22 protein-coding genes are annotated in these 21736 nt (G+C 63.3%); 15 read left to right on the top strand and 7 right to left on the bottom strand.

The window, feature by feature from the left end:
* Window positions 1–306 precede the first annotated feature (306 nt).
* Window positions 307–1092 (top strand): acyl-CoA thioesterase, encoded by a 786-nt coding sequence (locus MLD24_RS13240; protein ID WP_248167052.1) that lies wholly within the window; start codon window positions 307–309, stop codon window positions 1090–1092.
* Window positions 1093–1125: 33 nt separating this feature from the next.
* Here the strand turns inward: MLD24_RS13240 and MLD24_RS13235 are convergent, their stop codons facing one another.
* From MLD24_RS13235 to MLD24_RS13225, 3 genes are all read right to left on the bottom strand, one after another.
* Entirely contained in the window at window positions 1126–2025 is a 900-nt protein-coding gene (locus tag MLD24_RS13235; RefSeq protein WP_248167050.1) for a haloalkane dehalogenase, read from the bottom strand.
* A gap of 121 nt (window positions 2026–2146) precedes the next feature.
* Window positions 2147–2395, bottom strand: coding sequence for a hypothetical protein (locus MLD24_RS13230; protein ID WP_227172221.1), 249 nt, complete (start codon window positions 2393–2395; stop codon window positions 2147–2149).
* A 120-nt stretch (window positions 2396–2515) separates the two neighbouring features.
* Complete coding sequence (locus MLD24_RS13225) at window positions 2516–2860, bottom strand: hypothetical protein (protein ID WP_227172220.1); 345 nt, start codon at window positions 2858–2860, stop codon at window positions 2516–2518.
* Between the two features lie 222 nt (window positions 2861–3082).
* On the opposite strand from MLD24_RS13225, the gene MLD24_RS13220 reads away from it, so the two are divergent.
* Window positions 3083–4183: an AI-2E family transporter gene (locus MLD24_RS13220; protein ID WP_248167048.1), complete on the top strand. Its 1101-nt coding sequence runs from the start codon at window positions 3083–3085 to the stop codon at window positions 4181–4183.
* A 121-nt stretch (window positions 4184–4304) separates the two neighbouring features.
* Window positions 4305–4712: a peptidoglycan-binding domain-containing protein gene (locus MLD24_RS13215; RefSeq protein ID WP_248167046.1), complete on the top strand. Its 408-nt coding sequence runs from the start codon at window positions 4305–4307 to the stop codon at window positions 4710–4712.
* Between the two features lie 96 nt (window positions 4713–4808).
* Here MLD24_RS13215 and ilvD read toward each other — a convergent pair whose 3' ends face one another.
* Entirely contained in the window at window positions 4809–6644 is a 1836-nt protein-coding gene (gene ilvD / locus MLD24_RS13210) for a dihydroxy-acid dehydratase (protein ID WP_248167045.1), read from the bottom strand.
* A 374-nt stretch (window positions 6645–7018) separates the two neighbouring features.
* On the opposite strand from ilvD, the gene MLD24_RS13205 reads away from it, so the two are divergent.
* Both MLD24_RS13205 and MLD24_RS13200 read left to right on the top strand, forming a co-directional pair.
* Window positions 7019–8275 (top strand): HDOD domain-containing protein, encoded by a 1257-nt coding sequence (locus tag MLD24_RS13205; protein WP_248167043.1) that lies wholly within the window; start codon window positions 7019–7021, stop codon window positions 8273–8275.
* Window positions 8276–8293: 18 nt separating this feature from the next.
* On the top strand, window positions 8294–8881 hold the full coding sequence (locus MLD24_RS13200; RefSeq protein WP_248167041.1) for an LON peptidase substrate-binding domain-containing protein: 588 nt from the start codon (window positions 8294–8296) through the stop codon (window positions 8879–8881).
* 34 nt (window positions 8882–8915) lie between these two features.
* Here the strand turns inward: MLD24_RS13200 and MLD24_RS13195 are convergent, their stop codons facing one another.
* The 3 genes from MLD24_RS13195 to MLD24_RS13185 are packed head-to-tail and all read right to left on the bottom strand — an operon-like array spanning window position 8916 to window position 12363.
* A complete protein-coding gene (locus MLD24_RS13195; RefSeq protein ID WP_248167039.1) occupies window positions 8916–10364 on the bottom strand; it encodes a bifunctional DedA family/phosphatase PAP2 family protein in 1449 nt (482 codons plus the stop codon).
* Window positions 10361–11359: a GGDEF domain-containing protein gene (locus MLD24_RS13190; RefSeq protein WP_248167037.1), complete on the bottom strand. Its 999-nt coding sequence runs from the start codon at window positions 11357–11359 to the stop codon at window positions 10361–10363. The genes MLD24_RS13195 and MLD24_RS13190 overlap by 4 nt, the downstream gene beginning before the upstream one ends.
* Window positions 11356–12363: a GGDEF domain-containing protein gene (locus MLD24_RS13185; RefSeq protein ID WP_248167035.1), complete on the bottom strand. Its 1008-nt coding sequence runs from the start codon at window positions 12361–12363 to the stop codon at window positions 11356–11358. Before MLD24_RS13185 ends, MLD24_RS13190 begins: the two co-directional genes overlap by 4 nt.
* 190 nt (window positions 12364–12553) lie before the next feature.
* Between MLD24_RS13185 and MLD24_RS13180 the strand changes: the two genes are divergently transcribed.
* The 10 genes from MLD24_RS13180 (at window position 12554) to lipB (ending at window position 21731) form a co-directional block, all read left to right on the top strand.
* Window positions 12554–13810 (top strand): glutamate-5-semialdehyde dehydrogenase, encoded by a 1257-nt coding sequence (locus MLD24_RS13180; RefSeq protein WP_248167033.1) that lies wholly within the window; start codon window positions 12554–12556, stop codon window positions 13808–13810.
* A 23-nt stretch (window positions 13811–13833) separates the two neighbouring features.
* Entirely contained in the window at window positions 13834–14499 is a 666-nt protein-coding gene (gene nadD / locus MLD24_RS13175; protein WP_248167031.1) for a nicotinate-nucleotide adenylyltransferase, read from the top strand.
* Between the two features lie 70 nt (window positions 14500–14569).
* Window positions 14570–14920, top strand: a complete 351-nt coding sequence (gene rsfS / locus MLD24_RS13170; RefSeq protein ID WP_248167029.1) for a ribosome silencing factor — start codon at window positions 14570–14572, stop codon at window positions 14918–14920.
* Window positions 14920–15390 (top strand): 23S rRNA (pseudouridine(1915)-N(3))-methyltransferase RlmH, encoded by a 471-nt coding sequence (gene rlmH, locus MLD24_RS13165; RefSeq protein WP_248167027.1) that lies wholly within the window; start codon window positions 14920–14922, stop codon window positions 15388–15390. Before rsfS ends, rlmH begins: the two co-directional genes overlap by 1 nt.
* 9 nt (window positions 15391–15399) lie before the next feature.
* Window positions 15400–17295 carry a penicillin-binding protein 2 gene (mrdA, locus tag MLD24_RS13160; RefSeq protein ID WP_248167025.1) on the top strand — a complete coding sequence of 632 codons (1896 nt, stop codon included), beginning with the start codon at window positions 15400–15402 and terminating at the stop codon, window positions 17293–17295.
* The gene (gene rodA / locus MLD24_RS13155) at window positions 17292–18434 is read left to right on the top strand and encodes a rod shape-determining protein RodA (protein WP_248167023.1); all 1143 of its coding nucleotides are present in this window, start codon (window positions 17292–17294) and stop codon (window positions 18432–18434) included. The genes mrdA and rodA overlap by 4 nt, the downstream gene beginning before the upstream one ends.
* 240 nt (window positions 18435–18674) lie before the next feature.
* A complete protein-coding gene (locus MLD24_RS13150; RefSeq protein ID WP_282450640.1) occupies window positions 18675–19532 on the top strand; it encodes a septal ring lytic transglycosylase RlpA family protein in 858 nt (285 codons plus the stop codon).
* Window positions 19533–19616: 84 nt separating this feature from the next.
* The gene (locus tag MLD24_RS13145) at window positions 19617–20783 is read left to right on the top strand and encodes a D-alanyl-D-alanine carboxypeptidase family protein (RefSeq protein WP_227172205.1); all 1167 of its coding nucleotides are present in this window, start codon (window positions 19617–19619) and stop codon (window positions 20781–20783) included.
* 31 nt (window positions 20784–20814) lie between these two features.
* Window positions 20815–21084: an HP0495 family protein gene (locus MLD24_RS13140; RefSeq protein WP_227172204.1), complete on the top strand. Its 270-nt coding sequence runs from the start codon at window positions 20815–20817 to the stop codon at window positions 21082–21084.
* 2 nt (window positions 21085–21086) lie between these two features.
* On the top strand, window positions 21087–21731 hold the full coding sequence (gene lipB / locus MLD24_RS13135; protein WP_248167021.1) for a lipoyl(octanoyl) transferase LipB: 645 nt from the start codon (window positions 21087–21089) through the stop codon (window positions 21729–21731).
* Window positions 21732–21736 lie beyond the last annotated feature (5 nt).

Below are 21736 nucleotides of genomic sequence, written 5' to 3'. Positions count from 1 at the left end.
GGGCGCCGCAGGGTGGGCGCACGCATCGATTTCATTATAGCGGTTTTGGCCGCTTTTATATATGAATGACCCCTTGGTAACCATAGGTAGATGCCGGGGCCGGCTTGCCCTGAGCGGTGCGGTCGGTCATTCTGGCCGGCCCTTCAGTGGCCGTAGGCCCTTGGTGTTGGGGCCAAATCAGTGTTAGAGGCGGAGGTCGTGTATCCCGACCCCAACGTAGTACTTGCTGATCCTAATGTAGTTCATATTGATCCTAGCGTAGTACCGGTTGACCCTAACTTAGTTCAGGTTGAAGAGGAGTGTGCAATGCAATTTGATGAACTGCTTACGGCGGCGGGTTCCGGGGAGCTGGCGTTTCCTGCCAGCTGGGCCCAGGGGCGGGCAACCTTCGGAGGTCTGGTGGCTGCGGTGGTGGCCCGACAGATGCAGCAGGCGGTTACCGGGGACCGCGCCATGCGAGCTCTGCAGATCTCCTTTGTGGGTCCGGTGGCGGCGGATGAGCCGGTACAGATCGAGGTTGAGGTCCTGCGAGAAGGCAAGGCGGTGAGTCAGGTGCAGGGGCGGATGTTGCAACAGGGCGAAGTCCGGCTGGCCATGCTGGGCAGCTTCGGTGGCTCACGGGCGTCCGCTGTTGCCGTAGCGGGTGATCGTGCACCCGAGGTGGCGTCCGCCAACAGCCTGAAGGCGTTGCCGCATCTGCCGGGCATTACTCCGGATTTCATTCAGCACCTGGACATGCGCTGGACCTTTGGCGGCTTGCCGTTCTCCGGGAGCGACAGCCGGGAGATGGGGGGCTGGATGCGTTTCCGGGAGCAGCCCGAGGCGCTGACCGATGCTCACCTGGTGGCGCTGGTGGATGCCTGGCCGCCGGCGCTGTTGCCCCATCTGAAGCAGCCGGCACCGGCCAGCTCCCTGAGCTGGACCCTGGAGTTTGTCTACCCGCGGCCGACACTCGCGCCGGACGACTGGCTGCTGTACCGCGCCAGCATCGATCAGGCGGCGGCCGGGTACGGTCACACCCAGGCGCAGATCTGGAGTGCGTCGGGCGAGCTGGTGGCGTTGAGTCGCCAGACGGTTACGGTGTTTGGCTAAGGCTGGTCGGCCCGAAGAGGGTGGCCGCCGGTATCAGGCGGCCAGTTCCGGTCGGCAGGCATCGTTGATGATGCGGGCGAACGCCTCCGGGGCGTCCTCCTGCAGGAAGTGACCGCCGCGCAGGGTGATGTGGGGCTGGCCATGGGCGCCGGGGATGCGGCGCTGCATGTAGCGGTCGTTGCCCCGGCTGATCGGATCGCCGTTACTGAAGCAGGTGATGAACGGCTTGTGCCAGCGCTCCAGCTGTTTCCAGGCGGCCTGGTTGGCGGCCACGGCCGGGTCGTTGGGGGACGAAGGAATCAGTTTGGCGAACGCCCGCGCACCGGCTTTGAACTCGCTGCTGGGGAACGGCGCCTCGTAGGCGGCCAGCTCCTGGGTGCTGAGGGTACGACCGGTGCCCAGCTGTACCATGCGACTGATCGGGAACCAGGGGCTGTAGGTGGCAAACGCCTTCCACAGTGAATACGACGCCGCCGGCCGCTGCTCGCCGGTGGGCAGCATGCCGTTGCCGATGATGATGCGCTCAAACCGGTGGGGCTGCTCGGCCACCAGACGCAGGCCCAGCAGTGATCCCCAGTTCTGACATACCAGTGTCATGTTGTCGAGGTTCAATGCATCCAGCCACTGGTTCAGCCACTGCATGTGACGCTCGTAACTGTAATCAGACAGGTGGGCGGGTTTGTCGGACTTGCCGAAACCGATCAGGTCCGGAGCCAGTACCCGGTGGCCCGCGGCCGCCACAGGGGGGATCATGTGGCGGTAGATGTAGGACCAGGAAGGCTCACCGTGCAGCATGACAACCGGCGCCGCGTCACGGGGGCCCTGATCCACGTAGTGCATCCTCAGACCCGGTTCAACTTCAAGGTAGTTGGGTGTGAACGGGTAGTCCGGAAGGCCGGTAAAGCGGGCCTCGTCGGTTCTCAGAATACGCATGCCATCGACTGTCCTGACTGAGTGGTTGCGTGACCGGACGCTCCGGCCAGATATCAATCAGGATATAGCAGCTGAGAACTCGTAGTGTTTGGTTTGCGTAACAGTGCGTTGGCCGTTTGATTCAAGATGCGATTTGCAGCAAAACGTCTGGATTTTCCAGCTTGGACAGGGCTGAATCGCAGCAGTTGACGGCACCGCAATCGTCGGCCGAACACAGGGCGATGGTGTTGCAGGGAATCTGGTAACGGTCATCGCCGTCGTTGGCAAAGATCCGTGCGCGGGACAGTGTTGAATGGCAATGGCCGCACTGCAGGGTGGGAACGGCGTTCCCCTCGACCAGAATGGCTTCGAAATACTCTTGTCTATCCATTGTTTTCCTCCTCTGGATTGTCCACATTACTCGCGCAATGTGACAATTTTCCTTCTATTACTGATTCTGATAGGTACCGCTCTCCCTTATACCACGGGGGTGATGGTTTCGGATTACATCTCAGTCATCCTGGCCTGGCACGGGGCGCCGGTTGGAGCGCTTGTCGTCCCAGTCCAGTTCCTTGGGGTCATACCACCCCAGGCCATCCAGCACCTTGTCACGGGTACCGGCGGACAGCGTTGGCCACAGCGCCTGGAAGTCCTCCAGGCCCAACTCCCGCTGCCGGCTCTGCTTGCTCTGCAGACGCCGGACAATGCGGGGCAGGTGCAGGGCGTCGCCCAGCTGGCCTGGCACCAGGACGTCCTGCCCCAGCACCTTGCGGCGGTGGCGGCGGGCGGCCAGCACCTGGTTCAGCGCCAGGGCCGCCTCAAGCGCTGTGTCGATGTTGAAATCCGTGGCTTCCAACGAAGGAACCCCTTTCTGACTCAGTCATCGGGAACCGGCGCAGCAGATCGGACAGGTAATCATCCGAAACGTTCACGACCTGATGTTCCCAGGCAACAACCTTTCACTATAACCCCAATGGCGGTGTTGTTGCCAAGTCGCTGTCCTGGCGCTGGTGCCTTTGGTGTTTGATCCGTTACTCTGTCCGCCGGCCCCGCCACGGATAACCTTGAGGAACTGCGAATGTACGAAAAACTGGAAACACGGACTTTTCTGGCCTTGCTGGTTGGGGTGTCGCTTGCCTTCGTGTTGCTGATGAAGCCCTTCTTTGGCCCGATCTTCTGGGCGGTGGCGATTGCATTGATCTTCCACCCGGTACAGCAGTGGTTGCTGCGCCGGATCGGAGACCGGCCCAACACCGTGGCGTTGCTGACCCTCACCCTGTGTATGGTGATCGTGGTGATTCCGGTGATTGTGCTGATCACCTCGCTGGTGGCGGAAGGGGTATCGCTGTATCAGCAGATCCAGGACGGCGAGCTGCGGCCGGGGGAGTACATCGACAAGGTAACCCAGTCATTTCCGGCCATTCAGTCCCTGTTGAGCCAGTTCGACATCGATCTCAGTGGGCTGCGGGAGCGGGCCGTCAATGCATTCGTTGGCGGCAGTCAGTTTCTCGCCAAGCAGGCCCTGGGGGTGGGGCAGAACACCTTTCAGTTTTTCCTCAGTCTGGCGCTGATGGTGTACCTCGCGTTCTTCCTGCTGCGGGATGGTCACAAGCTGGTGGAGCTGTTGATCAAGGCGCTGCCGCTGGGGGATGCCCGCGAGCGGCTGTTGTTCGCCAAGTTTGCCGAAGTGACCCGGGCCACGGTCAAGGGCAACCTGCTGATCGCCATCATTCAGGGGGCCCTGGGGGGCTTTATTTTCTGGGTGCTCGGGATCAAGGGCGCGCTGCTGTGGGGGGTGGTGATGGCCATCGTCTCACTGCTGCCAGCGGTTGGGGCGGCCATTGTCTGGGTGCCGGCCGCGGTGTATCTGTTTGCGGTCGGCGACTGGGTGCAGGCCACCGTGCTGACGGCGTTTGGGGTGGTGGTGATTGGCCTGGCGGACAACATCCTGCGGCCGATTTTTGTGGGACGTGACACCAAGCTGCCGGACTACATCGTGTTGCTGTCGACCCTTGGCGGAATCGTGATGTTCGGCATCAATGGCTTTGTCATGGGGCCGCTGGTGGCGGCACTGTTCATGGCGTTCTGGGGTATCTTCATTCGCGAGTTCGGTGAGCATGACACCACCCTGGGACTGGGGCCCAGGGATCTACCTGACGACGACTCGTCGGCGACCTGACGGACACAGACCTGTCGACAGGCGGTCGCTCTGACTCTGTGATATGGTGATTGCGGGCGCCGTGTTCTTGTGCCGTGCTCGCGGCCCCAACAATAATAAGGATGATATCCAGGAGACAGGCATGCACTCGTTGAAAGACCTCCGTTCCCTTATCGCCACATCCGTGCTCGCCGCGGGCACCGCCATGGTGTCGCTGCCCGCGACGGCCGCCAACGATGTGGTCGCCCTCAAGAATGCCCTCTACGGCGCCGGTTACGACATCCGGAATGTCAGCGCCTCCATGGACAACAGTACCCGCGCTGCACTGCGGGCTTTTCAGCGTGATCAGGCCGGGCTTCAGGTCAGCGGAGAGCTGGATGAGCCCACCAAGAAGGCCCTGGGCATGGTGGAAGTGAAGCTGGCCGCTGCGCCCCGTGCCGAAGATGAGCCGGTTGCCGCGAGCACTGCGGCTGAGCCCGAGCCGGAAGACGCGGTGGTGGAAGACGATGTGATCGAGGAAGACGAGGACGGCGGCTGGTCGTTCTTCTGAGTCTCGGTGACTCTGTGTGTCTCGGCCTGCAGTCCCCGGTGACAGCAGGTCGACGCCACGTTCTGGCGCCGACCTGCCTGATGGCGTGCTGGGGGATCAGTCGAGCTTGCTGAGATCCCGCACTGCGCCTTTGTCGGCACTGGTGGCCAGCAGGGCGTAAGCTTTGAGCGCCGCCGATACCTTGCGGGCGCGGGGCTGTGCCGGCTTCCAGCCTTGCTGGTCGCGTTCAGCACGGCGGCGATCCAGCTCGTCCTTGTCGAGCTGCACATTGATGCTGCGGTTGGGGATGTCGATCACGATGGTGTCACCGTTCTCGATCAGTCCGATCGCACCGCCTGCCGCGGCTTCCGGTGAGGCATGCCCGATGGACAGCCCGGAGGTGCCTCCGGAGAAACGGCCGTCGGTCAGCAGCGCGCAGTTCTTGCCCAGCCCCTTGGACTTGAGGTAGCTGGTGGGGTAGAGCATTTCCTGCATGCCCGGCCCGCCTTTGGGGCCTTCGTAGCGAATAATCACCACCTCGCCGGCCTGGACCTCATCCTCAAGAATGCCGTGAACCGCGGCGTCCTGGCTTTCATAGACCCGTGCCCGCCCCTCGAAGACGTAGATGCTCTCATCCACACCTGCGGTTTTCACCACGCAGCCGTCTTCGGCAATGTTGCCGTACAGCACCGCGAGACCGCCCTCGGTGGAGTAGGCATTCTCCAGCGATCGGATGCAGCCGTTGGCGCGGTCGCCGTCCAGCGACGGCCAGCGGGTGCTCTGGCTGAAGGCCTGCTGGGTGGGGATGCCAGCAGGCCCGGCTTTGTACATTTCCACCACCGCCTCGGAGGGCTGGCGCATGATGTCCCAGGCGTCCAGGGCATCGCCCAGGGTTTTACTGTGCACGGTTGGCAGGCTGGTGTTGAGCAATCCGGCCCGGTCCAGTTCACCCAGGATGCCCATGATGCCGCCGGCCCGGTGGACGTCTTCCATATGGTACTTGGGTGAGTTGGGGGCGACCTTGCACAGCTGGGGTACCTTGCGGGACAGCTGGTCAATGTGGCTCAGGTCAAAGTCGACGCCGGCTTCCTGGGCGGCGGCCAGCAGATGCAGGATTGTGTTGGTGGACCCGCCCATGGCAATGTCCAGCACCATGGCGTTCTCGAACGCCGCCATGGAGGCGATGCTCAGCGGCAGTACGCTGGCGTCGTCTTCTTCGTAGTAGCGCTTGGCGTTGGCGACGATCTGACGACCGGCCTGCAGGAACAGCTGCTCGCGGTCGGCGTGGGTTGCCAGCAATGAGCCGTTGCCCGGCAGCGACAGGCCGATGGCTTCGGTCAGGCAGTTCATGGAATTGGCGGTGAACATGCCGGAGCAGGAGCCGCAGGTGGGGCAGGCGCTACGCTCATATTCTTCCACCTGCTCGTCGCTGGCGTTGGGATCTGCGGCAATCACCATGGCGTCCACCAGGTCGAGCTTGTGCTCGGAAAGCTTGGTCTTGCCCGCTTCCATTGGTCCGCCGGAAACAAAAACGGTGGGAATGTTCAGGCGCATGGCGGCCAACAGCATTCCCGGGGTGATCTTGTCGCAGTTGGAGATGCACACCAGGGCGTCCGCGCAGTGGGCATTGACCATGTATTCCACCGAGTCGGCAATGATCTCCCGCGAAGGCAGCGAGTACAGCATGCCGTCGTGACCCATGGCGATGCCGTCATCCACTGCAATGGTGTTGAATTCTTTCGCCACACCGCCGGCTTCTTCAATCTCCCGGGCGACCAGTTGGCCGAGATCTTTCAGGTGGACGTGGCCGGGCACAAACTGGGTGAAGGAGTTGGCGATTGCGATGATCGGTTTGCCAAAATCTTCGTTCTTCATGCCGGTGGCACGCCAGAGCGCGCGGGCGCCAGCCATATTGCGGCCGGCGGTGGAAGTCTTTGAGCGGTACTGTGGCATCGGGATGGATCTCTCGTCATCGGTGAGTTACGCAGCCCCCGGTGTCAGCGTCACTTCGTCGGTTCTGCGCGTCGAGTAAAAGACGGCCCGGGGTAACCTCAGAGCATACCAGATTCCCCTATTGGTGTTGCTAGGGCAATAAAGGCTTAAGGCGCCTCTGATTAACTCCGGACCATCTCTGACCGAAATCTTCGGCAGCTGCAGGTCAACAGAAAAGTCAATGCCGTGGTTGTTTTGTACTGGTGATATTACAATGGTTAACATTGTGTTGCCGCGTTTCCCTCTGGATAGGGAACATCATGGCCGTTCTGCGGTCTGGCTCTGTCGGATCACCACCATCCGTCCCTCAGAACTCATGTTGAAGGAGAGTGCTTATGTCTGGCCAGGAAACCGCGCCAGCTCGTCGTCTCAAGCAGTTTCAGCCGTTGAACCGGTTGACCGACGATCAGTTGGTCCTGCTGGCCAGCCGTGCCGAACATCGCAAGCTGGCTCCTGGTCAGAAGGTCATGGAGCGGGGCGCCCGGGACGGACTGGACTTCTTCCTGCTGGCGGGGTCGGTGGAGCTGGAGTCGATCGACGGTCGCCGCTCCCGTATCCAGGCGGGCAGTGACCAGGCCGTTAATGCCGTTGCCCGCCTGCAGCCTCGAATGTACGACGTGCTTGCCACCCAGCCCTGCGAATTCCTGGTGGTGGAGCAGGATGTGCTGAACCAGATGTTGCGAACCGCGCCGGTGAATCAGGTGGACATGGACAGCAGCACTGACGAGGGCGGAGAACCCGACGAAGAGCACCAGCTGATGATGGAGTTCTACGCCGATCTGCGCTCCAACCAGCTGACCCTGCCGAGCGTGCCCGATGTGGCCTGGAAAGTGCGTCGCATGGCGGATCGGGAAGACTCCACCGCCGACCAGATTGCCAGCGCCATCACCGCCGACCCGTCGATGGCGGCGAAGCTGGTGCGGGCCTGCAACAGTCCGCTCTACCGGGGTTTCAATGACGTTCGCAACGTTCGTGAGGCGGTGGTGCGGCTGGGCACCAACACCACCCGGCAGCTGGTGACCGTGTTCGCGTTACGGGAAGTGTTCCAGAGTCGCCAGCCGTTACTGCAGAAAACCATGGAAGATTTGTGGAAACGGTCCCGGGAAGTGGCGGCGCTGTCCTGGGTACTGGCGGACAGTGTCACCCGGATCAACCCGGAAGAGGCCTTGCTGGCGGGGCTGCTGCACGACATTGGTGTGGTGCCGGTGGTGGTGCATGCCGAACGCCACGTCAACCTTTTTGCCGATGAGGTCAACCTCAAGCGGGCGATCACCGAGTTGCGCGGCGACGTCGGTGCCGCGGTGCTGGAGAACTGGAACTTCCCGGCCAGCTTCGTGGAAACCGCCCGCTACGCCGACGACTGGGAGTACGAGTGCCGCGAGGCCGCACCGCAACTGGTGGACGTGGTCATCGTCGCCCGCCTGCATGCCTTGATCGGCGCCAATCAGAGCGCCAACCTGCCGCGGTTTGAGCAGGTGCCGGCCTACCGCCGCCTGGGCGAGCTGGAACTGAACGTGTCCCGCAGCCTCAAGCTGCTGACGGAAGCCCGGGCCCGGATCGACGAGGTCCAGCAACTGTTGTCGATTCACTAGCCTGGAGCTGCAATCGCCGTGACTCTGCCAACCCAGCACGTACCGCTGTTTCCCCTCAATTCCGTCATCCTGCCCCAGGGGCGGATACCGCTGCAGCTGTTTGAGCCGCGATACATCGATATGCTGACCCGCTGCCTGAAGGAAGAGCGGGGCTTCGTGGTGGTGCTGCTGCGGGAAGGTGGCGAAGCCACCCCCCAGGCCTCGTTCTATGACATTGGCACCTATGTTCGCATCGTGGATTTCCGTCAGCTGGAAAATGGCCTGCTGGGCATCACCGTGGAAGGCGACCGCAAGGTCGTGGTCGAGCACAGCTGGCAGGCGCCCGACGGTCTTCACCTGGGCAACCTGACACCGCTGGATGACGAGCCCGAGGTGGCGGTTCCAGATGAATTTGGCGAGCTGCCGCTGGTACTGAAGGCGCTGTGCCGGCATCCGGTGGTCCGGGAACTGGAGATGGCTGTGGACTATGCCGATGCCCGCATGGTGGGGTGGCGGTTGACCGAGCTGCTGCCAATTCATAAGGACGAAAAACAGCGGTTGCTGGAGCTGCACGATCCGGTCGAGCGGCTGGCGCAACTGGCCGAACTGGTCGACGAGCTGGACTGAAACGCCGCTGTTTAACTCACCGCCGCGCGCCGTGCTACCGCGGCTGGTAGGCCGCCATGGCAGTATCCCAGGTAATCGCCAGATAGCCGGTTACCCACCCCGTCAAGATCAGCAGCGCCAGGCCCAGCACCACATCCATTCCCAGCGGCACCTGATCATAGCGGCTGTAACTGGCACGCACGAAACCGCAGATTGACAGCCCCAGCAGCAGCCCACCCACCACATCGGTAAACCAGTGCACCCCGAGGTAAAGCCGTGACAGGGCGATCAGCACCATCGGCACACTGAACACCAGATAGATCCGCCAGCGTCGGCGGGCCCCGAACTCTCTGGCGACAAAGCTGGCCAGCAGCCCCAGGGTAACGGTGATGCCGGTGGTATGGCCGCTGGGGAAGGCGCCCGAGCCGGGCGGCTGGGCGACCAGCTCGGGCCGGGGAATGGCAAAACCCGCTTTCATGCCGGCGACCAGGATGGTGGTGGCGACACAGGCCAGGAAAGCATGCGCAGCGGCGGCGTAGTAACCGCGAAAGCCAAGGGCCAGGGCCGCCATCAGTGCCAGTGCCAGCAGCACCGGCGGGTCGCCGATCCGGGTCAGCAGCACCATGGCCGGGTCCAGCCAGGGGTGGCGCAGGATGCTGAAGAAGCCGGCGGTCCAGTGATTGAGCGCATCCAGTTGACTGGTTGCCGATACCAGCAGCGACCAGATCAGAAACAGCGCACCGCAGCCTAGGGCGAGCATCAGCGACGGCAGCGGAAACTCCCCGCCGGAGGCCGGCCGCTCACTGCTGAGCCCGCGCCAGAACCGGTGGGTGCTGTTGTAGCGGGCCATCAGGGTCGCCAGTTGCTGGTACAGCCGACTGTCACTGTTGAGCCCCAGCTGGAACCGGAACAGCATCAGGTAGATCGCCATCAGTACCAGCAGGCTGCCGCCGAGTACCGGGTAGAAATGCGGCGGCAGGTCGAGGTGCTGGCCGAGGGCGCTGCCCACCAGGTAACCCGGGAGAATGTAGGCCGGCGCCCAGCCGATTGCTGACAGGATGTTGAAGGCAAGGAATCGGCGGGACGGCATCATCAATGCCCCGGCCACCAGCGGTATGACCGGACGAATGGGGCCGACGAAGCGGCCGATGACCACGCTCTTGCCGCCATGAAGATGGAAGAACCGTTCCCCCCGGTCGAGCAGGCCGGGGTAGCGGCGAAACGGCCAGACCCGGTCCAGCCCGCCCTGAAAGCGCCGGCCCAGCCAAAAGCTGATGCCGTCACCGGCGACAGCGCCCAGCCCGGCCCAGGTCAGCGCCTGCCACAGGGGCATCCCGGTCTGCCCGGCGAGGGCGGCAATGGCGAACAGGATGGCGACCCCGGGTACCACGATCCCTGCAATCGCCAGGGACTCCAGGAAAGCCACCAGTGCCAGGGCCAGCGCCAGCCAGCCAGGGTGGGCCGCCAGCCAGTCGAGCAGGGGTTGAAGGCTGTCGCCGGTCATGCGCTGGGCGGCTCTCCGACACTGTACCAGATCGAATCATGACCTCGTCGGCGGGCCTCTGAAAGCGCATGGCAGGCCCGTTTGCGAAGGGCGTCGGCGAGGTTGTCGCTGTCAATCCGGGTGGTGCTGCCAAGGGAGAAGGTGGTGCTGCCCACCACCGGCCACTCCCGTTCGGCGATGGAGCGTCGGACCCGCTCGGCGATCACGCGAACGCCTTCTTCGGGGGTAAACGGCAGGATCAGGAAAAACTCGCCCTGGCCCAGGGTGTACAGGGTGTCGCCCGCCCGGATGACACCGAACAGGTGCTGGGTCACCTCGCGATAGAACACCGCCAGGCCGGCTTCGCCGTGGAGATCCCGGTTCTGGTCCAGGTAATCCATGCCCAGGGCGATCACCGACAGCGGGTGACCGGTGAAGTTGCTGCGGCTGATTTCCTTCTGCAGGGTTTCGTCCAGGAAGCGGGCGTTGTGGGCACCGGTGACCGGGTCGGTAATGGCCAGGTCCTCGGCTGACTGGGCCATATGGTCGTAATGCCAGATGTACAGCGCGCCGGCGCTGATCAGGATGATGGCGGCGAAGCCAACCAGCACAGCGTCCGACAGGCTTTGGTGGATCAGCAGGAACAGGGTCAGCAGGGTCGCCGTCAGCAGCGACAGGATCAGGCCGTGGCGCAACGGCAGGATCAACAGGTTGAGCATCAGCAGAGGCAGACACCAGTGGCTGATATCGGCGTGGTCCAGGGTGAACAGGGCGGCCACGACAATCCCGTTGAGGGCCGCCAGAATGAAACCGTGGCCGGGGGCCCTTAGCTGCTGGCGCCGGGCCAGGACGGTGTAGGCTATGCCCGCCAGGGTGAGCAGGGCCAGGCCGCTGGCAAGATAGAACAGTGGGTAGAAGCCGTAGCGCAGGTTCTGCATCGCCAGCACGGCAATGAACAGGGTGGTCAGGCCGTAGCCCGCCAGGTGGGTGTAGGTGCGAAGGCGGGTTTCGGTCACGGTGTGACTCCCTTGGCCGGTGTTGCCTGGGACTCAGACCAGGTGCTGTAGGACTGGACGCGGTTGCCGCCCTGCTGTTGCGCCCGACGCAGGGCGTTGCCCACCGACAGCTGCAGGCTGTCGGCGTCATCGCCAATGTTGAGCCCGGCGATCCCGGCGCTGGCGGTGAGCTTGAGGCCATGGGAGCCCAACAGGGTGCCCAGTCCTTTGCGGATCTGTTCGGCACGTTGGGCGGCGTCGGCGGTGGCGATGCCTGGCAGGATCACCAGGAACTGCAGGTCGGCAACGCGGTAGTAGCTGTCAAAGTCCCGCAGTTGCGAATGCAAGAAGCGTCCGATTCGTGGCAGCACCGAGCGGATGTCTTCGTCGGCATCGCTGTCGCTGAGGTGGCTGTCCAGGCCAATCAGCACCACCGACATGTCGGTGCCTTCACGCTCGCTGCGCTGGATTTCCTTGTGCAGGTCGGCGGACAGGTATTCCCGGCTGGCGGCCTGGGTGAGTTCGTCGGTGCGCCGCAGTGGCGCCAGTTGTCGGGCCTTGTACTCGCGCAGATACACCAGCAGGCCGGACAGAGCCAGGGTCAGCAGCAGCGAACTGATGAACTGGTGTCGAACCGGATCGCCCACGGCGACCTGGTTGGCCCCCATCACCGCACCCACGCAGAACAGGCTCAGCAGCGAGGCCCAGCTCAGCGGCAGCAGACCGAACGCGATCAGTGGCAGGGCATACAGCCAATGGCCAATGGTCCAGGGCGTTTGCCACAGGCTGCCGCAGAGCAGCAGGGTGAGGGCGATCAGTAACCCCCGGGTCAGCGACTGCCAGGGCTGGCGTGGCCGGTCCGGGCCAAAGGCCGGAGTGGTCCAGATCAGTGCCGCTGCCAGCAGTGCCGCCACGCCGGCCACCCAGAGGCCGCTCGCCAGGGCATACAGCGCCAGTATCATCAGGGCGCCGCAGCCTATGCGGGCAAATCGCCTCAGCAGAAATAAGTCGGCCATCTGGCCCATGATGTCGATCCTTTCGTCGGCGTCTGTGGCGTTATCATAAACGTTTGCGAGCCCCTGAATAAATCCGAATCGCCGGGGATTGGCGGTGTGTCGCGAACGGCGAGAGGTCCGGAGACCGCGTCCACGGGGTGCGTACTTTACCCGGTACAGGTAAAGTAGGGCGTTCTATGTTTCTTGCTGGGGTAATGAGATGGAAATTGCAGCATACATGGCGGAACTGGGCGAGCAGGCAAGGGCCGCAGCGACCCTGGTGGCACGCTCGACCACCGCGATGCGCAACCAGGCCTTGCTGGCGACGGCTGAGGCTCTGGACGCCGCCCGCGATGAACTCACCATGGCCAACATCAAGGATCTGGACAAGGGGCGGGAAAACGGCCTGGACCCGGCCATGCTGGATCGCCTGGAACTGACCCCGGCTCGCATTGACACCATGATCGAGGGCCTGCGCCAGGTCGCCTCATTGCCGGACCCGATTGGTGAGATCACCGACATGACCTATCGTCCGTCCGGTATCCAGGTCGGGCGGATGCGGGTGCCGCTGGGTGTCATCGGCATCATTTACGAATCCCGCCCCAACGTGACGGTGGAAGCCGCCAGCCTGTGTCTCAAGTCCGGCAATGCGGCCATTCTGCGGGGCGGTTCCGAATCCATTCACTCCAATCAGGCCGTTGCCGCGTGCCTGGCGCGGGGGCTGGCGGAGGCCGGCCTGCCGGAGACCGCGGTGCAGGTGGTCAAAACCACCGATCGGGCTGCGGTGGGTGAGTTGATTACCATGCCGCAGTTCGTCGATGTGATCGTGCCGCGCGGCGGCAAGGGCCTGATCGAGCGCATCAGCGCTGACGCCAGGGTGCCGGTGATCAAGCATTTGGACGGTATCTGCCACGTCTACATCGATAGTCATGCCGATCCGGAGAAGGCTCTGGCCGTGGCCGTCAACGCCAAGACCCAGCGGTACGGTACCTGCAACACCATGGAAACCCTGCTGGTCGATGAGGAAATTGCAGCCGACCTGTTGCCGCTGTTGGCGGAAGCTTTCAGTGCCAAGGACGTAGAGCTGCGTGGTTGCCCCGCGACCCAGGCAATCCTGCCACAGGTTGTGGCGGCCACGGAGGCGGACTGGAGTGAGGAGTACCTGGCCCCGATCCTGGCGGTCAAAGTGGTGGCGGGCCTGGATGCTGCGATTGCCCACATCAACCGCTACAGCTCCCAGCACACCGACTGCATTGTGACCGAGAACTTTACCCGGGCGCGCCGGTTCCTGACTGAGGTGGATTCCAGCTCGGTGATGGTCAATGCCTCGACACGCTTTGCGGATGGTTTCGAGTATGGGCTGGGGGCGGAGATCGGCATTTCCACCGACAAGATCCATGCCCGTGGCCCGGTTGGCCTGGAAGGCCTGACATCGCAGAAGTACGTGGTGTTTGGTGACGGCCACATCCGTACCTGATCCGGCGGTCAGCTGAGACGATTATGCACGTAATCTACGGCGGCACCTTCGATCCGGTACACAACGGTCACCTGCGGCTGGCGGTGGAGTTGCGGGAGCGGTTGCAGGTGCCGGCGCTCAGCCTGGTGCCCTGCCACATTCCGCCGCATCGGGCCAGCCCTGGCGCCACCAGCGCCGACCGCCTGGCGCTGCTGCAGCTGGCGGTGGACGGAGAGCCTGGGTTGCGGATCGATGATCAGGAACTGACTCGTGACGGTGCCTCCTACACCGCCATCACTCTGCGGCAGTTGCGGGCCGAGCTGGGGCCGGACGAGCCCCTGGTGATGGTGGTGGGTACCGATGCCTTCGCCGGCTTTGACCGCTGGCAGGACTGGCAGCAGATTCCCCAACTGGCCCACCTGCTGGTAATAGCCCGTCCCGGCGTTGAGCTTGACCCGGACAGTGCGCCGGCACGATTGCTCGCCGAGCGCCATTGTGCCGACCTGTCAGCGCTGCACCAGGCCCCGGCCGGACGCTGTCATTTTCTGGAGTTGCCGCTGTTGGAGATCTCCGCCACCGGTGTGCGGGAGCGTATCGCCGATGGCCGTTCGCCCCGTTACCTGATCCCTGATGCGGTGTGGCAGGCGATTCGCCAGCGCGGGTTGTATCGTTATTGCGGTGATCGCCAGTCGTCTGGCCACGTTTCTTAGTGCTACAATCCCGCCTTGAGACGACATTGAGGTCGACGGCGCCCGCCGCCGGCCCACTAACAGGGTGATTATGCAGGCAGAGCAGCTTAAAGACTTGGTGGTAACCGCGCTGGAAAACATCAAGGCGCAGGACATCAGCGTGATCGATGTCCGCGACCGTACCAGCGTGACCGATTACATGGTGTTGGCTTCCGGCACCTCCAACCGGCACGTCCGATCGCTGGCGGAATCCGTGGTCGAAGAGGCCAAGGAGCAGGGCGTTCGCGCAGCCAACGTGGAAGGGGACAAGGCCAGTGACTGGATTCTGGTGGACCTCGGCGACGTGGTATTGCACGTGATGATGCCGGCGACCCGCGAGTTCTACGATCTGGAGCGCTTCTGGCGCGATGCTCCCGACCTGGGTGCGGCTGGCAGCGAATAATGCGGCTGCGCCTTTTGTGCGTCGGCCAGAAGATGCCGGACTGGGTCACCCAGGGCTATCAGGAATACGCCCGGCGGATGCCGCCGGAGCTGCCCCTGGAACTGACCGAGATTGCCATGGCGCACCGGGGCAAGAACCCGGACATTCCCCGGCTGATGCAGAAAGAGGGCGACAGCCTGCTGGCGGCTGCCGGCGAGCGCGACCGGGTGGTGGCGCTGGAAGTGGGCGGTCGGCCCTGGTCGACGGAGAAACTCGCCCAGCAACTGGAAGCCTGGCAGCTCGATGGTCGTGATGTCAGCTTCCTGGTGGGCGGGCCGGATGGCCTGCCTCAGGTCTGTCGTGAACGGGCTGACCAGCTGTGGTCGCTGTCGCCGCTGACCCTGCCTCATCCGCTGGTGCGTATCCTGCTGGCCGAGCAGCTGTATCGCGCCTGGAGCATTACCCGCAACCACCCGTACCACCGCGCTTAGGAAACCGCCATGCCCTGGGGCGAGTTCAAAGACACCGCCGCCGAGCGCCGCCTGTTCCAGCGTCGGTCGCTGGTGGCCCTGGCGATCGTACTGCTGATGTTGGGCGGGCTGGTGGCGCGGATGTACCAGCTGCAGGTGGTGGAGCATGATACCTACACCACCCTGTCGGACAAGAACCGGGTTCAGGTGCAGTCGGTTCCTCCCACCCGCGGTCTGATCTACGATCGCAACGATACCCTGCTGGCGGAGAATCGTCCGGTCTTCAGTGTCACCATCGTGCCCGAGCGGGTGCCAGACCTGGAGGTCACCCTCGCCACGCTGTCGCGGCTGCTCAGTGTCTCCGAAGAGGATGTGGAGCGCTTCAAGCGGCGAATGCACGAACCCCGCCGACCCTATCAGGCGCTGCCCCTGCGCTATGACCTCAACGAACAGGAAATTGCCGCGCTGGCGGTGCACCGTCACGAACTGCCCGGGGTGGAAGTGGCCGCGGAGCTGGTGCGCTACTACCCCCACGGCGAGATCACTTCCCACGCGTTGGGCTATGTTGGCCGCATCAACCGGGAAGAGCTGCAGCGGATTGATCCGGTGAACTACGCCGGGACCAACTACATCGGCAAGTCCGGCATCGAATCCTTCTATGAAGACAAGCTCCACGGCAAGGTGGGTTACCAGCACGTGGAAACCAACGCCCGTGGCCGTACCCTGAGGGTGTTGTCACGGGAGAACCCGGTGCCCGGGGAAGATCTCAAGCTGCACCTGGACCTGCGGCTGCAAAAACTGGCCTACCAACTGCTGGACGGTCGTCGCGGAGCGATTGTCGCGATTGATCCGGAGTCCGGCGGCCTGCTGGCCCTGGCCAGTGTGCCGGGGTTCGATGCCAACCTCTTCGTCACCGGCATCAGCGTGGCGGCCTACCGCGAACTGAGCACCTCCCACGACAAGCCGCTGTTCAACCGGGCGTTGCGGGGGCAATATCCGCCCGGGTCCACCATCAAGCCAATGATGGCGGTGGCCGCTCTCGACAGCGGCGTGACCACCCGGGAGCGGGAAGTGTGGGACCCGGGCTATTTTCAGCTCAAATCCGGTGGTCGTCGCTACCGCGACTGGAAGCGGGGTGGTCACGGCTGGGTCGACCTGACCCGTTCGATGGCGGAATCCTGTGATATCTATTACTACGATGCCGCCGTGCGGATGGGCATCGATACCATGTACGAGTACCTAGACCAGTTCGGCTTCGGCGAGGACACCTCGCTGGACGTCCGTGGCGCGCTGCCCGGGCTGCTGCCGTCCCGGGACTGGAAGCGGGCTACCCGCAACGAACCCTGGTACCCGGGGGATTCGGTCAATCTGGGCATTGGGCAGGGCTTTATGCTGGCGACTCCGCTGCAACTGGCAACTGCCACCGCGGTGATGGCCAACCGGGGACAGTGGGTGCAGCCCAGGCTGCTGCGGGATGTGGTTGGTGACGACCCCCTCGCTGCGGTGTTGCCGGAGGCCACCCGGGAAGACATGGTGCTGAAGAATCAGGACGACTGGGAGTTTGTGGTGGATTCGATGGAGGAAGTCATGCACGGTCGTCGTGGCACGGCCCGGCGTTCCGGCGCTGGTGCTTCCTACCGCATGGCGGGCAAGACCGGCACTGCCCAGGTGTTCAGTCTGGCCCAGGACGAAGAGTACGACGCCGACGAAATCCGCGAGCGGCTGCGGGATCATGCCCTGTTTGTCGGCTTTGCGCCGGTGGATGATCCCGAAATCGTGGTGTCGGTCATCGTCGAGAATGGCGGTGGTGGCAGCAGTACCGCGGCGCCGGTGGCCCGCGAACTGTTTGATGCCTGGATCGACGGTTTCCCGGAGGAGGATGAGGTGGTTTCCATCAGCGCACTGCCAACGGAGGGCGACCGGTGACCGGCAGTCAACTGTTCAGTCAGCGGGCCAGCGGCGGCCTTGGCAGTCGTCGTGGGCTGTGGTCGATCCTGCACCTGGACCCGATTCTGTTGCTGTTGCTGCTGGCGTTGGTTGCCGGCGGCATGGTGGTGCTGTACAGCGGCGCCGACCGTAACTTTGCCGTGGTTGAAGCCCAGGCGGTGCGGATGGGTGTGGCGCTGGTGGTGATGCTGGTGTTCGCCCAGCTTGATCCGTCAGTGTACCGGCGCTGGGCGCCGTGGTTGTATCTGGTCGGGCTTGGCGCCCTGGTGGCGGTACTGGCCGTGGGAGTGGGCGCCAAGGGGGCTCAGCGCTGGCTGGCACTGCCCGGTCTGCCACGGTTTCAGCCCTCGGAGCTGATGAAGCTGGTGGTGCCGATGATGGCCGCCTGGTACCTGTCGCGGCACTTTTTACCGCCGAGGTTGTCCCAGGTGGCGATTGCCCTGGCCATTGTGCTGTTGCCGATGGGGCTGATCGTGCAGCAGCCGGATCTGGGAACGGCGTTGCTGGTAGGCGCTGCCGGCCTGTTTGTGGTGTTCTTTGCCGGCATCAGCTGGAAACTGATCACCGCCTTCCTGGGCATGGTGTCGGTGGCGGCGCCGCTGATGTGGTTCTTCGTGATGCGGGATTACCAGAAGCAGCGGGTTCTGACCCTGCTGGACCCGCAAAGTGACCCGCTGGGCGCCGGCTGGAACATCATTCAGTCGAAGACCGCCATCGGCTCCGGCGGCTGGAGTGGCAAGGGCTGGCTGCAGGGCACCCAGTCCCACCTTGAATTCCTGCCGGAAAGCCATACTGACTTCATCGTCGCGGTGCTGGCGGAGGAGTTTGGTTTTATCGGTATGCTGGTGTTGTTGTCGGTGTACCTGCTGATCATGTTGCGGTGCCTGTACATCGCGGTGAACGCCCAGGATTCGTTCGGCCGGCTGCTGGCCGGGGCGCTGACGATGACCTTCTTTATCTATATTTTTGTCAACATCGGCATGGTCAGTGGTCTGCTGCCGGTGGTGGGGGTGCCGTTGCCGCTGATCAGCTACGGTGGAACCTCCAGCGTGACGCTGATGGCGGCATTCGGGGTGTTGATGTCGATCCACACCCACCGGCGCATGATCACTGCCTAGGGACCTCTGGGGCCAGGTGGATGCCGGGTAATGTTGGGTCTTTGGGCTGCGTGGTATGGTATCGACGCCCGGTCAGTCTGTGGATACGGGGTTGAGACTGTGTGGCCGGGCAAGAACTGGTAGCATTGGCGTAGTGGGTATTGCCCCGGTGACGGGGTGGTTTAAGGGGTCGGAACTGGAACAGGAAAACGGTAGTCCGTGAAAGCTCGAGAAGTGCGCGGCCGTCCCTTCGGCTGGCTGATGGTGATAACGCTGATGATGTGGTTGGCTGGCTGTACATCCACGCCGAGCCAGGATTCACGCTATACCCTGTCCCAGGACCGGGCGCCGTCCGGGGAATTTGATGTCTCCGGGCTGGCGGACGCGGTCCCGCGTTATGAACCCCGTCGCTCCGCCGGCAACCGGTCCCCCTACACGGTCTGGGGCAAGCAGTACACGGTCATGGCCAGTGCCGACGGCTATCTTCAGCAGGGCGTGGCCAGCTGGTATGGCGAGAAGTTCCATGGCCACAAGACCTCCAACGGCGAAGTGTTCAACATGTACGCCATGTCGGCCGCCCACAAGAGCCTGCCCATTCCCAGCTACGCCCGGGTCACCAACCTGGATAACGGACGCTCGGTGATTGTGCGGGTGAACGATCGCGGTCCGTTCCATGACGACCGCCTGATTGACCTGTCCTACGCCGCGGCCAAGAAACTGGACTATCACAACCGGGGCACGGCCCGGGTTGAGGTGGCCGCCATCACGGTAACGCCGGATGGCGCTGTCTCCATTGCCGGCGAAGGCACCGTCAGCATGCCGTCAAACCCCGGATCTGCCGGGACCACGCCGGCTGTCACGCCAGCGTTGCCGCCGGGGAACGCCCTGTTTGTGCAGTTGGGTTCCTTCAGCAACCGGGACCCCGCCCAACGGCTGGCGGATCGTGCGGTCGCTCTGGTGGGACCGCAGGTGCGGGTGCGGTCGGTGGAAACCGATGCCGGCCGCTTCCATCGGGTGCAGGTGGGTCCCTTCCAGGATTCCGATGTCGCATCACGGACCCGGCAGCAGTTGGCGGACCGGGGGTTTGTGGATTCCATTCTGCTTACGGACACCCGCTAACCCAGACCGGCTCAACCCTGGGCCAGGGGGAACCGTCCCTGGTCTTACTGAACCGAACTTGTATAACCAACGATGAACGGACCCATGGCACACATTTCTGTTACTCGCGCACTTTCCTTTGTCCTGTTGATGGTCCTGATGCCGGTCTTGCCGGCGATGGCACAGGCTCCCCTGATTCCTTCGCCGCCACAGATCGGCGCCAGCTCCTACATCCTGATGGACCCCCGCAGCGGCGATATCATCATGGAAGGCAACAGCGGCGAGCGTCTGCCGCCGGCCAGTCTGACCAAGATGATGACCGCCTACATCGTTGAGCGCGAGCTGGATGAGGGCCGTATCAGTCTCGACGACATGGTGCCTGTAAGCGTCAATGCCTGGAAAACCGAAGGTTCCCGGACGTTCGTGCGGGAAGGCACCCAGGTCAAGGTGGAAGATCTGCTCAAGGGGGTGATCATCCAGTCCGGCAACGATGCCTCGGTGGCGCTGGCGGAGTTTATTGCCGGCAGCGAGCAGGCTTTCACCGACATCATGAACCAGCAGGCGCAGTTGCTGGGCATGCGGGATACCCACTTTGCCAACGCTACCGGTTTGCCGTCCCCGGATCATTTTTCCACCGCCCACGATCTGGCGGTGCTGGCCCGTGCCATCATCAATGACTACCCGGACAACTACCCGATTTACGCCCAGAAGCATTTCACCTACAACAACATCCGTCAGCCCAACCGTAACTCGCTGCTGTGGCGCGACCCCAGCGTGGATGGCCTGAAGACCGGTCACACCGAAGAGGCGGGGTTCTGCCTGGTGGCTTCCGCTGTGCGTAACGACACCCGTCTGATTGCGGTGGTGATGGGTACGCCCAGCAACAACGCCCGGGCTCAGGAAGTGCAGAAGATGCTTAATTTCGGCTTCCGCTACTATGAGTCCCGTAAACTGTTCAGCGCTGGCCAGGAACTGCTGAACAGCCGTATCTGGGGCGGTCAGGCGGACAGCCTGTCACTGGGTGTGAAGGACGACGTCTTTGTCACCATTCCCCGCGGTTCGATGGATTCCCTGGAGTCGGTGGTGGATGTGGACACCGTGATCAAGGCGCCGGTCTCCGTAGGCGATGAGCTGGGACAGGTCCGGGTCAGCCTGGATGGCAAGACGGTGGTGGATCAGCCGGTGCTGGCTTTGCAGACCGTTGAGGAAGGCGGCCTGTTCAAGCGGCTCTGGGATGCCATTAAGCTGTTTTTCGTACAATTGTTTGCATGAAACCGGCACCAGCCAGCCGCGGAGGTATCAGATGACCGAGCCCAAAGCTCCCAAAATCGAGTTTCCCTGTGATTATGAGATCAAGGTGATCGGGGACGCCGCGCCGGATTTCCGCGATTTCGTGGTGACCGTGGTGGAACGTCATGCCCCTGGCCTTCGGGAAGAGAACATTCGTCTCAACCCCAGCCGCAATGGCCGTTTTACTTCGGTCCGGCTGACCATCGTGGCCACTGGCGAACCGCAGCTCAAAGCTCTGTTCGAAGAGCTGAAAGCCAGCGGCCGCGTTCACATGGTGCTGTAATCGTGACGGCGCTGGTGGTTCGGAATCTGGGCCTGCAACCTTATGCCGAAACGCTGCAGGCGATGCAGCAGTTCACCGCACAGCGGGATGCCGACACGCTGGACGAGCTCTGGTGTCTGGAGCATCCTCCGGTGTTCACCCAGGGGCAGGCCGGCAAGGCCGAGCACCTGTTGGCGCCTGGCGATATTCCGGTGATCCAGGTGGATCGTGGGGGGCAGGTTACCTACCACGGGCCCGGCCAGCTGGTGGTGTACCTGATGATCGACCTCAAGCGCCGCAAGCTCGGGATTCGTGACCTGGTGGACCATATCGAACAGGCCATTGTGGCGGTGCTGGCGCCGTTGGGGATTGAGTCGGCGCCACGAGCGGACGCACCCGGGGTCTACGTTGGTGAGGCCAAGATTGCCTCACTGGGTCTGCGGGTCCGTCGGGGCTGCTCTTTCCACGGTCTGGCGCTGAACATCGATATGGACATGGCGCCGTTCGGCCGCATCAATCCCTGTGGTTATGCGGGCCTGGCGATGTGCCAGGTTCGCGATTTCGCGGCCGGCCACACGGTGGCGACGCTGGCCACCTCGCTGTCGGCAGAGCTGGCGCGACGACTCGGCGCCGGGGATGTCCGCCACGAGGACGGCTGGGCGGCGTAACCGGC

It is taken from the genome of Marinobacter xestospongiae (assembly GCF_023156385.1).
GTDB lineage: Bacteria > Pseudomonadota > Gammaproteobacteria > Pseudomonadales > Oleiphilaceae > Marinobacter > Marinobacter xestospongiae.
Note: the sequence above shows the minus strand (reverse complement) of the source record. Positions and strands in the feature narration are given on the sequence as shown.

Excerpts from the sequence above, each read along its gene's own strand:
- nadD (WP_248167031.1), top strand. The coding sequence starts at position 13,834 with ATGCACGTAATCTACGGCGGCACCTTCGATCCGGTACACAACGGTCAC.
- MLD24_RS13220 (WP_248167048.1), top strand. The coding sequence starts at position 3,083 with ATGTACGAAAAACTGGAAACACGGACTTTTCTGGCCTTGCTGGTTGGG.
- MLD24_RS13215 (WP_248167046.1), top strand. The coding sequence starts at position 4,305 with ATGCACTCGTTGAAAGACCTCCGTTCCCTTATCGCCACATCCGTGCTC.
- MLD24_RS13235 (WP_248167050.1), bottom strand. The coding sequence starts at position 2,025 with ATGCGTATTCTGAGAACCGACGAGGCCCGCTTTACCGGCCTTCCGGAC.
- ilvD (WP_248167045.1), bottom strand. The coding sequence starts at position 6,644 with ATGCCACAGTACCGCTCAAAGACTTCCACCGCCGGCCGCAATATGGCT.
- MLD24_RS13205 (WP_248167043.1), top strand. The coding sequence starts at position 7,019 with ATGTCTGGCCAGGAAACCGCGCCAGCTCGTCGTCTCAAGCAGTTTCAG.
- MLD24_RS13240 (WP_248167052.1), top strand. The coding sequence starts at position 307 with ATGCAATTTGATGAACTGCTTACGGCGGCGGGTTCCGGGGAGCTGGCG.
- mrdA (WP_248167025.1), top strand. The coding sequence starts at position 15,400 with ATGCCCTGGGGCGAGTTCAAAGACACCGCCGCCGAGCGCCGCCTGTTC.
- MLD24_RS13140 (WP_227172204.1), top strand. The coding sequence starts at position 20,815 with ATGACCGAGCCCAAAGCTCCCAAAATCGAGTTTCCCTGTGATTATGAG.
- MLD24_RS13185 (WP_248167035.1), bottom strand. The coding sequence starts at position 12,363 with ATGGGCCAGATGGCCGACTTATTTCTGCTGAGGCGATTTGCCCGCATA.
- MLD24_RS13180 (WP_248167033.1), top strand. The coding sequence starts at position 12,554 with ATGGAAATTGCAGCATACATGGCGGAACTGGGCGAGCAGGCAAGGGCC.
- MLD24_RS13195 (WP_248167039.1), bottom strand. The coding sequence starts at position 10,364 with ATGACCGGCGACAGCCTTCAACCCCTGCTCGACTGGCTGGCGGCCCAC.
- rlmH (WP_248167027.1), top strand. The coding sequence starts at position 14,920 with ATGCGGCTGCGCCTTTTGTGCGTCGGCCAGAAGATGCCGGACTGGGTC.
- MLD24_RS13145 (WP_227172205.1), top strand. The coding sequence starts at position 19,617 with ATGGCACACATTTCTGTTACTCGCGCACTTTCCTTTGTCCTGTTGATG.
- rsfS (WP_248167029.1), top strand. The coding sequence starts at position 14,570 with ATGCAGGCAGAGCAGCTTAAAGACTTGGTGGTAACCGCGCTGGAAAAC.
- MLD24_RS13150 (WP_282450640.1), top strand. The coding sequence starts at position 18,675 with ATGGTGATAACGCTGATGATGTGGTTGGCTGGCTGTACATCCACGCCG.
- MLD24_RS13230 (WP_227172221.1), bottom strand. The coding sequence starts at position 2,395 with ATGGATAGACAAGAGTATTTCGAAGCCATTCTGGTCGAGGGGAACGCC.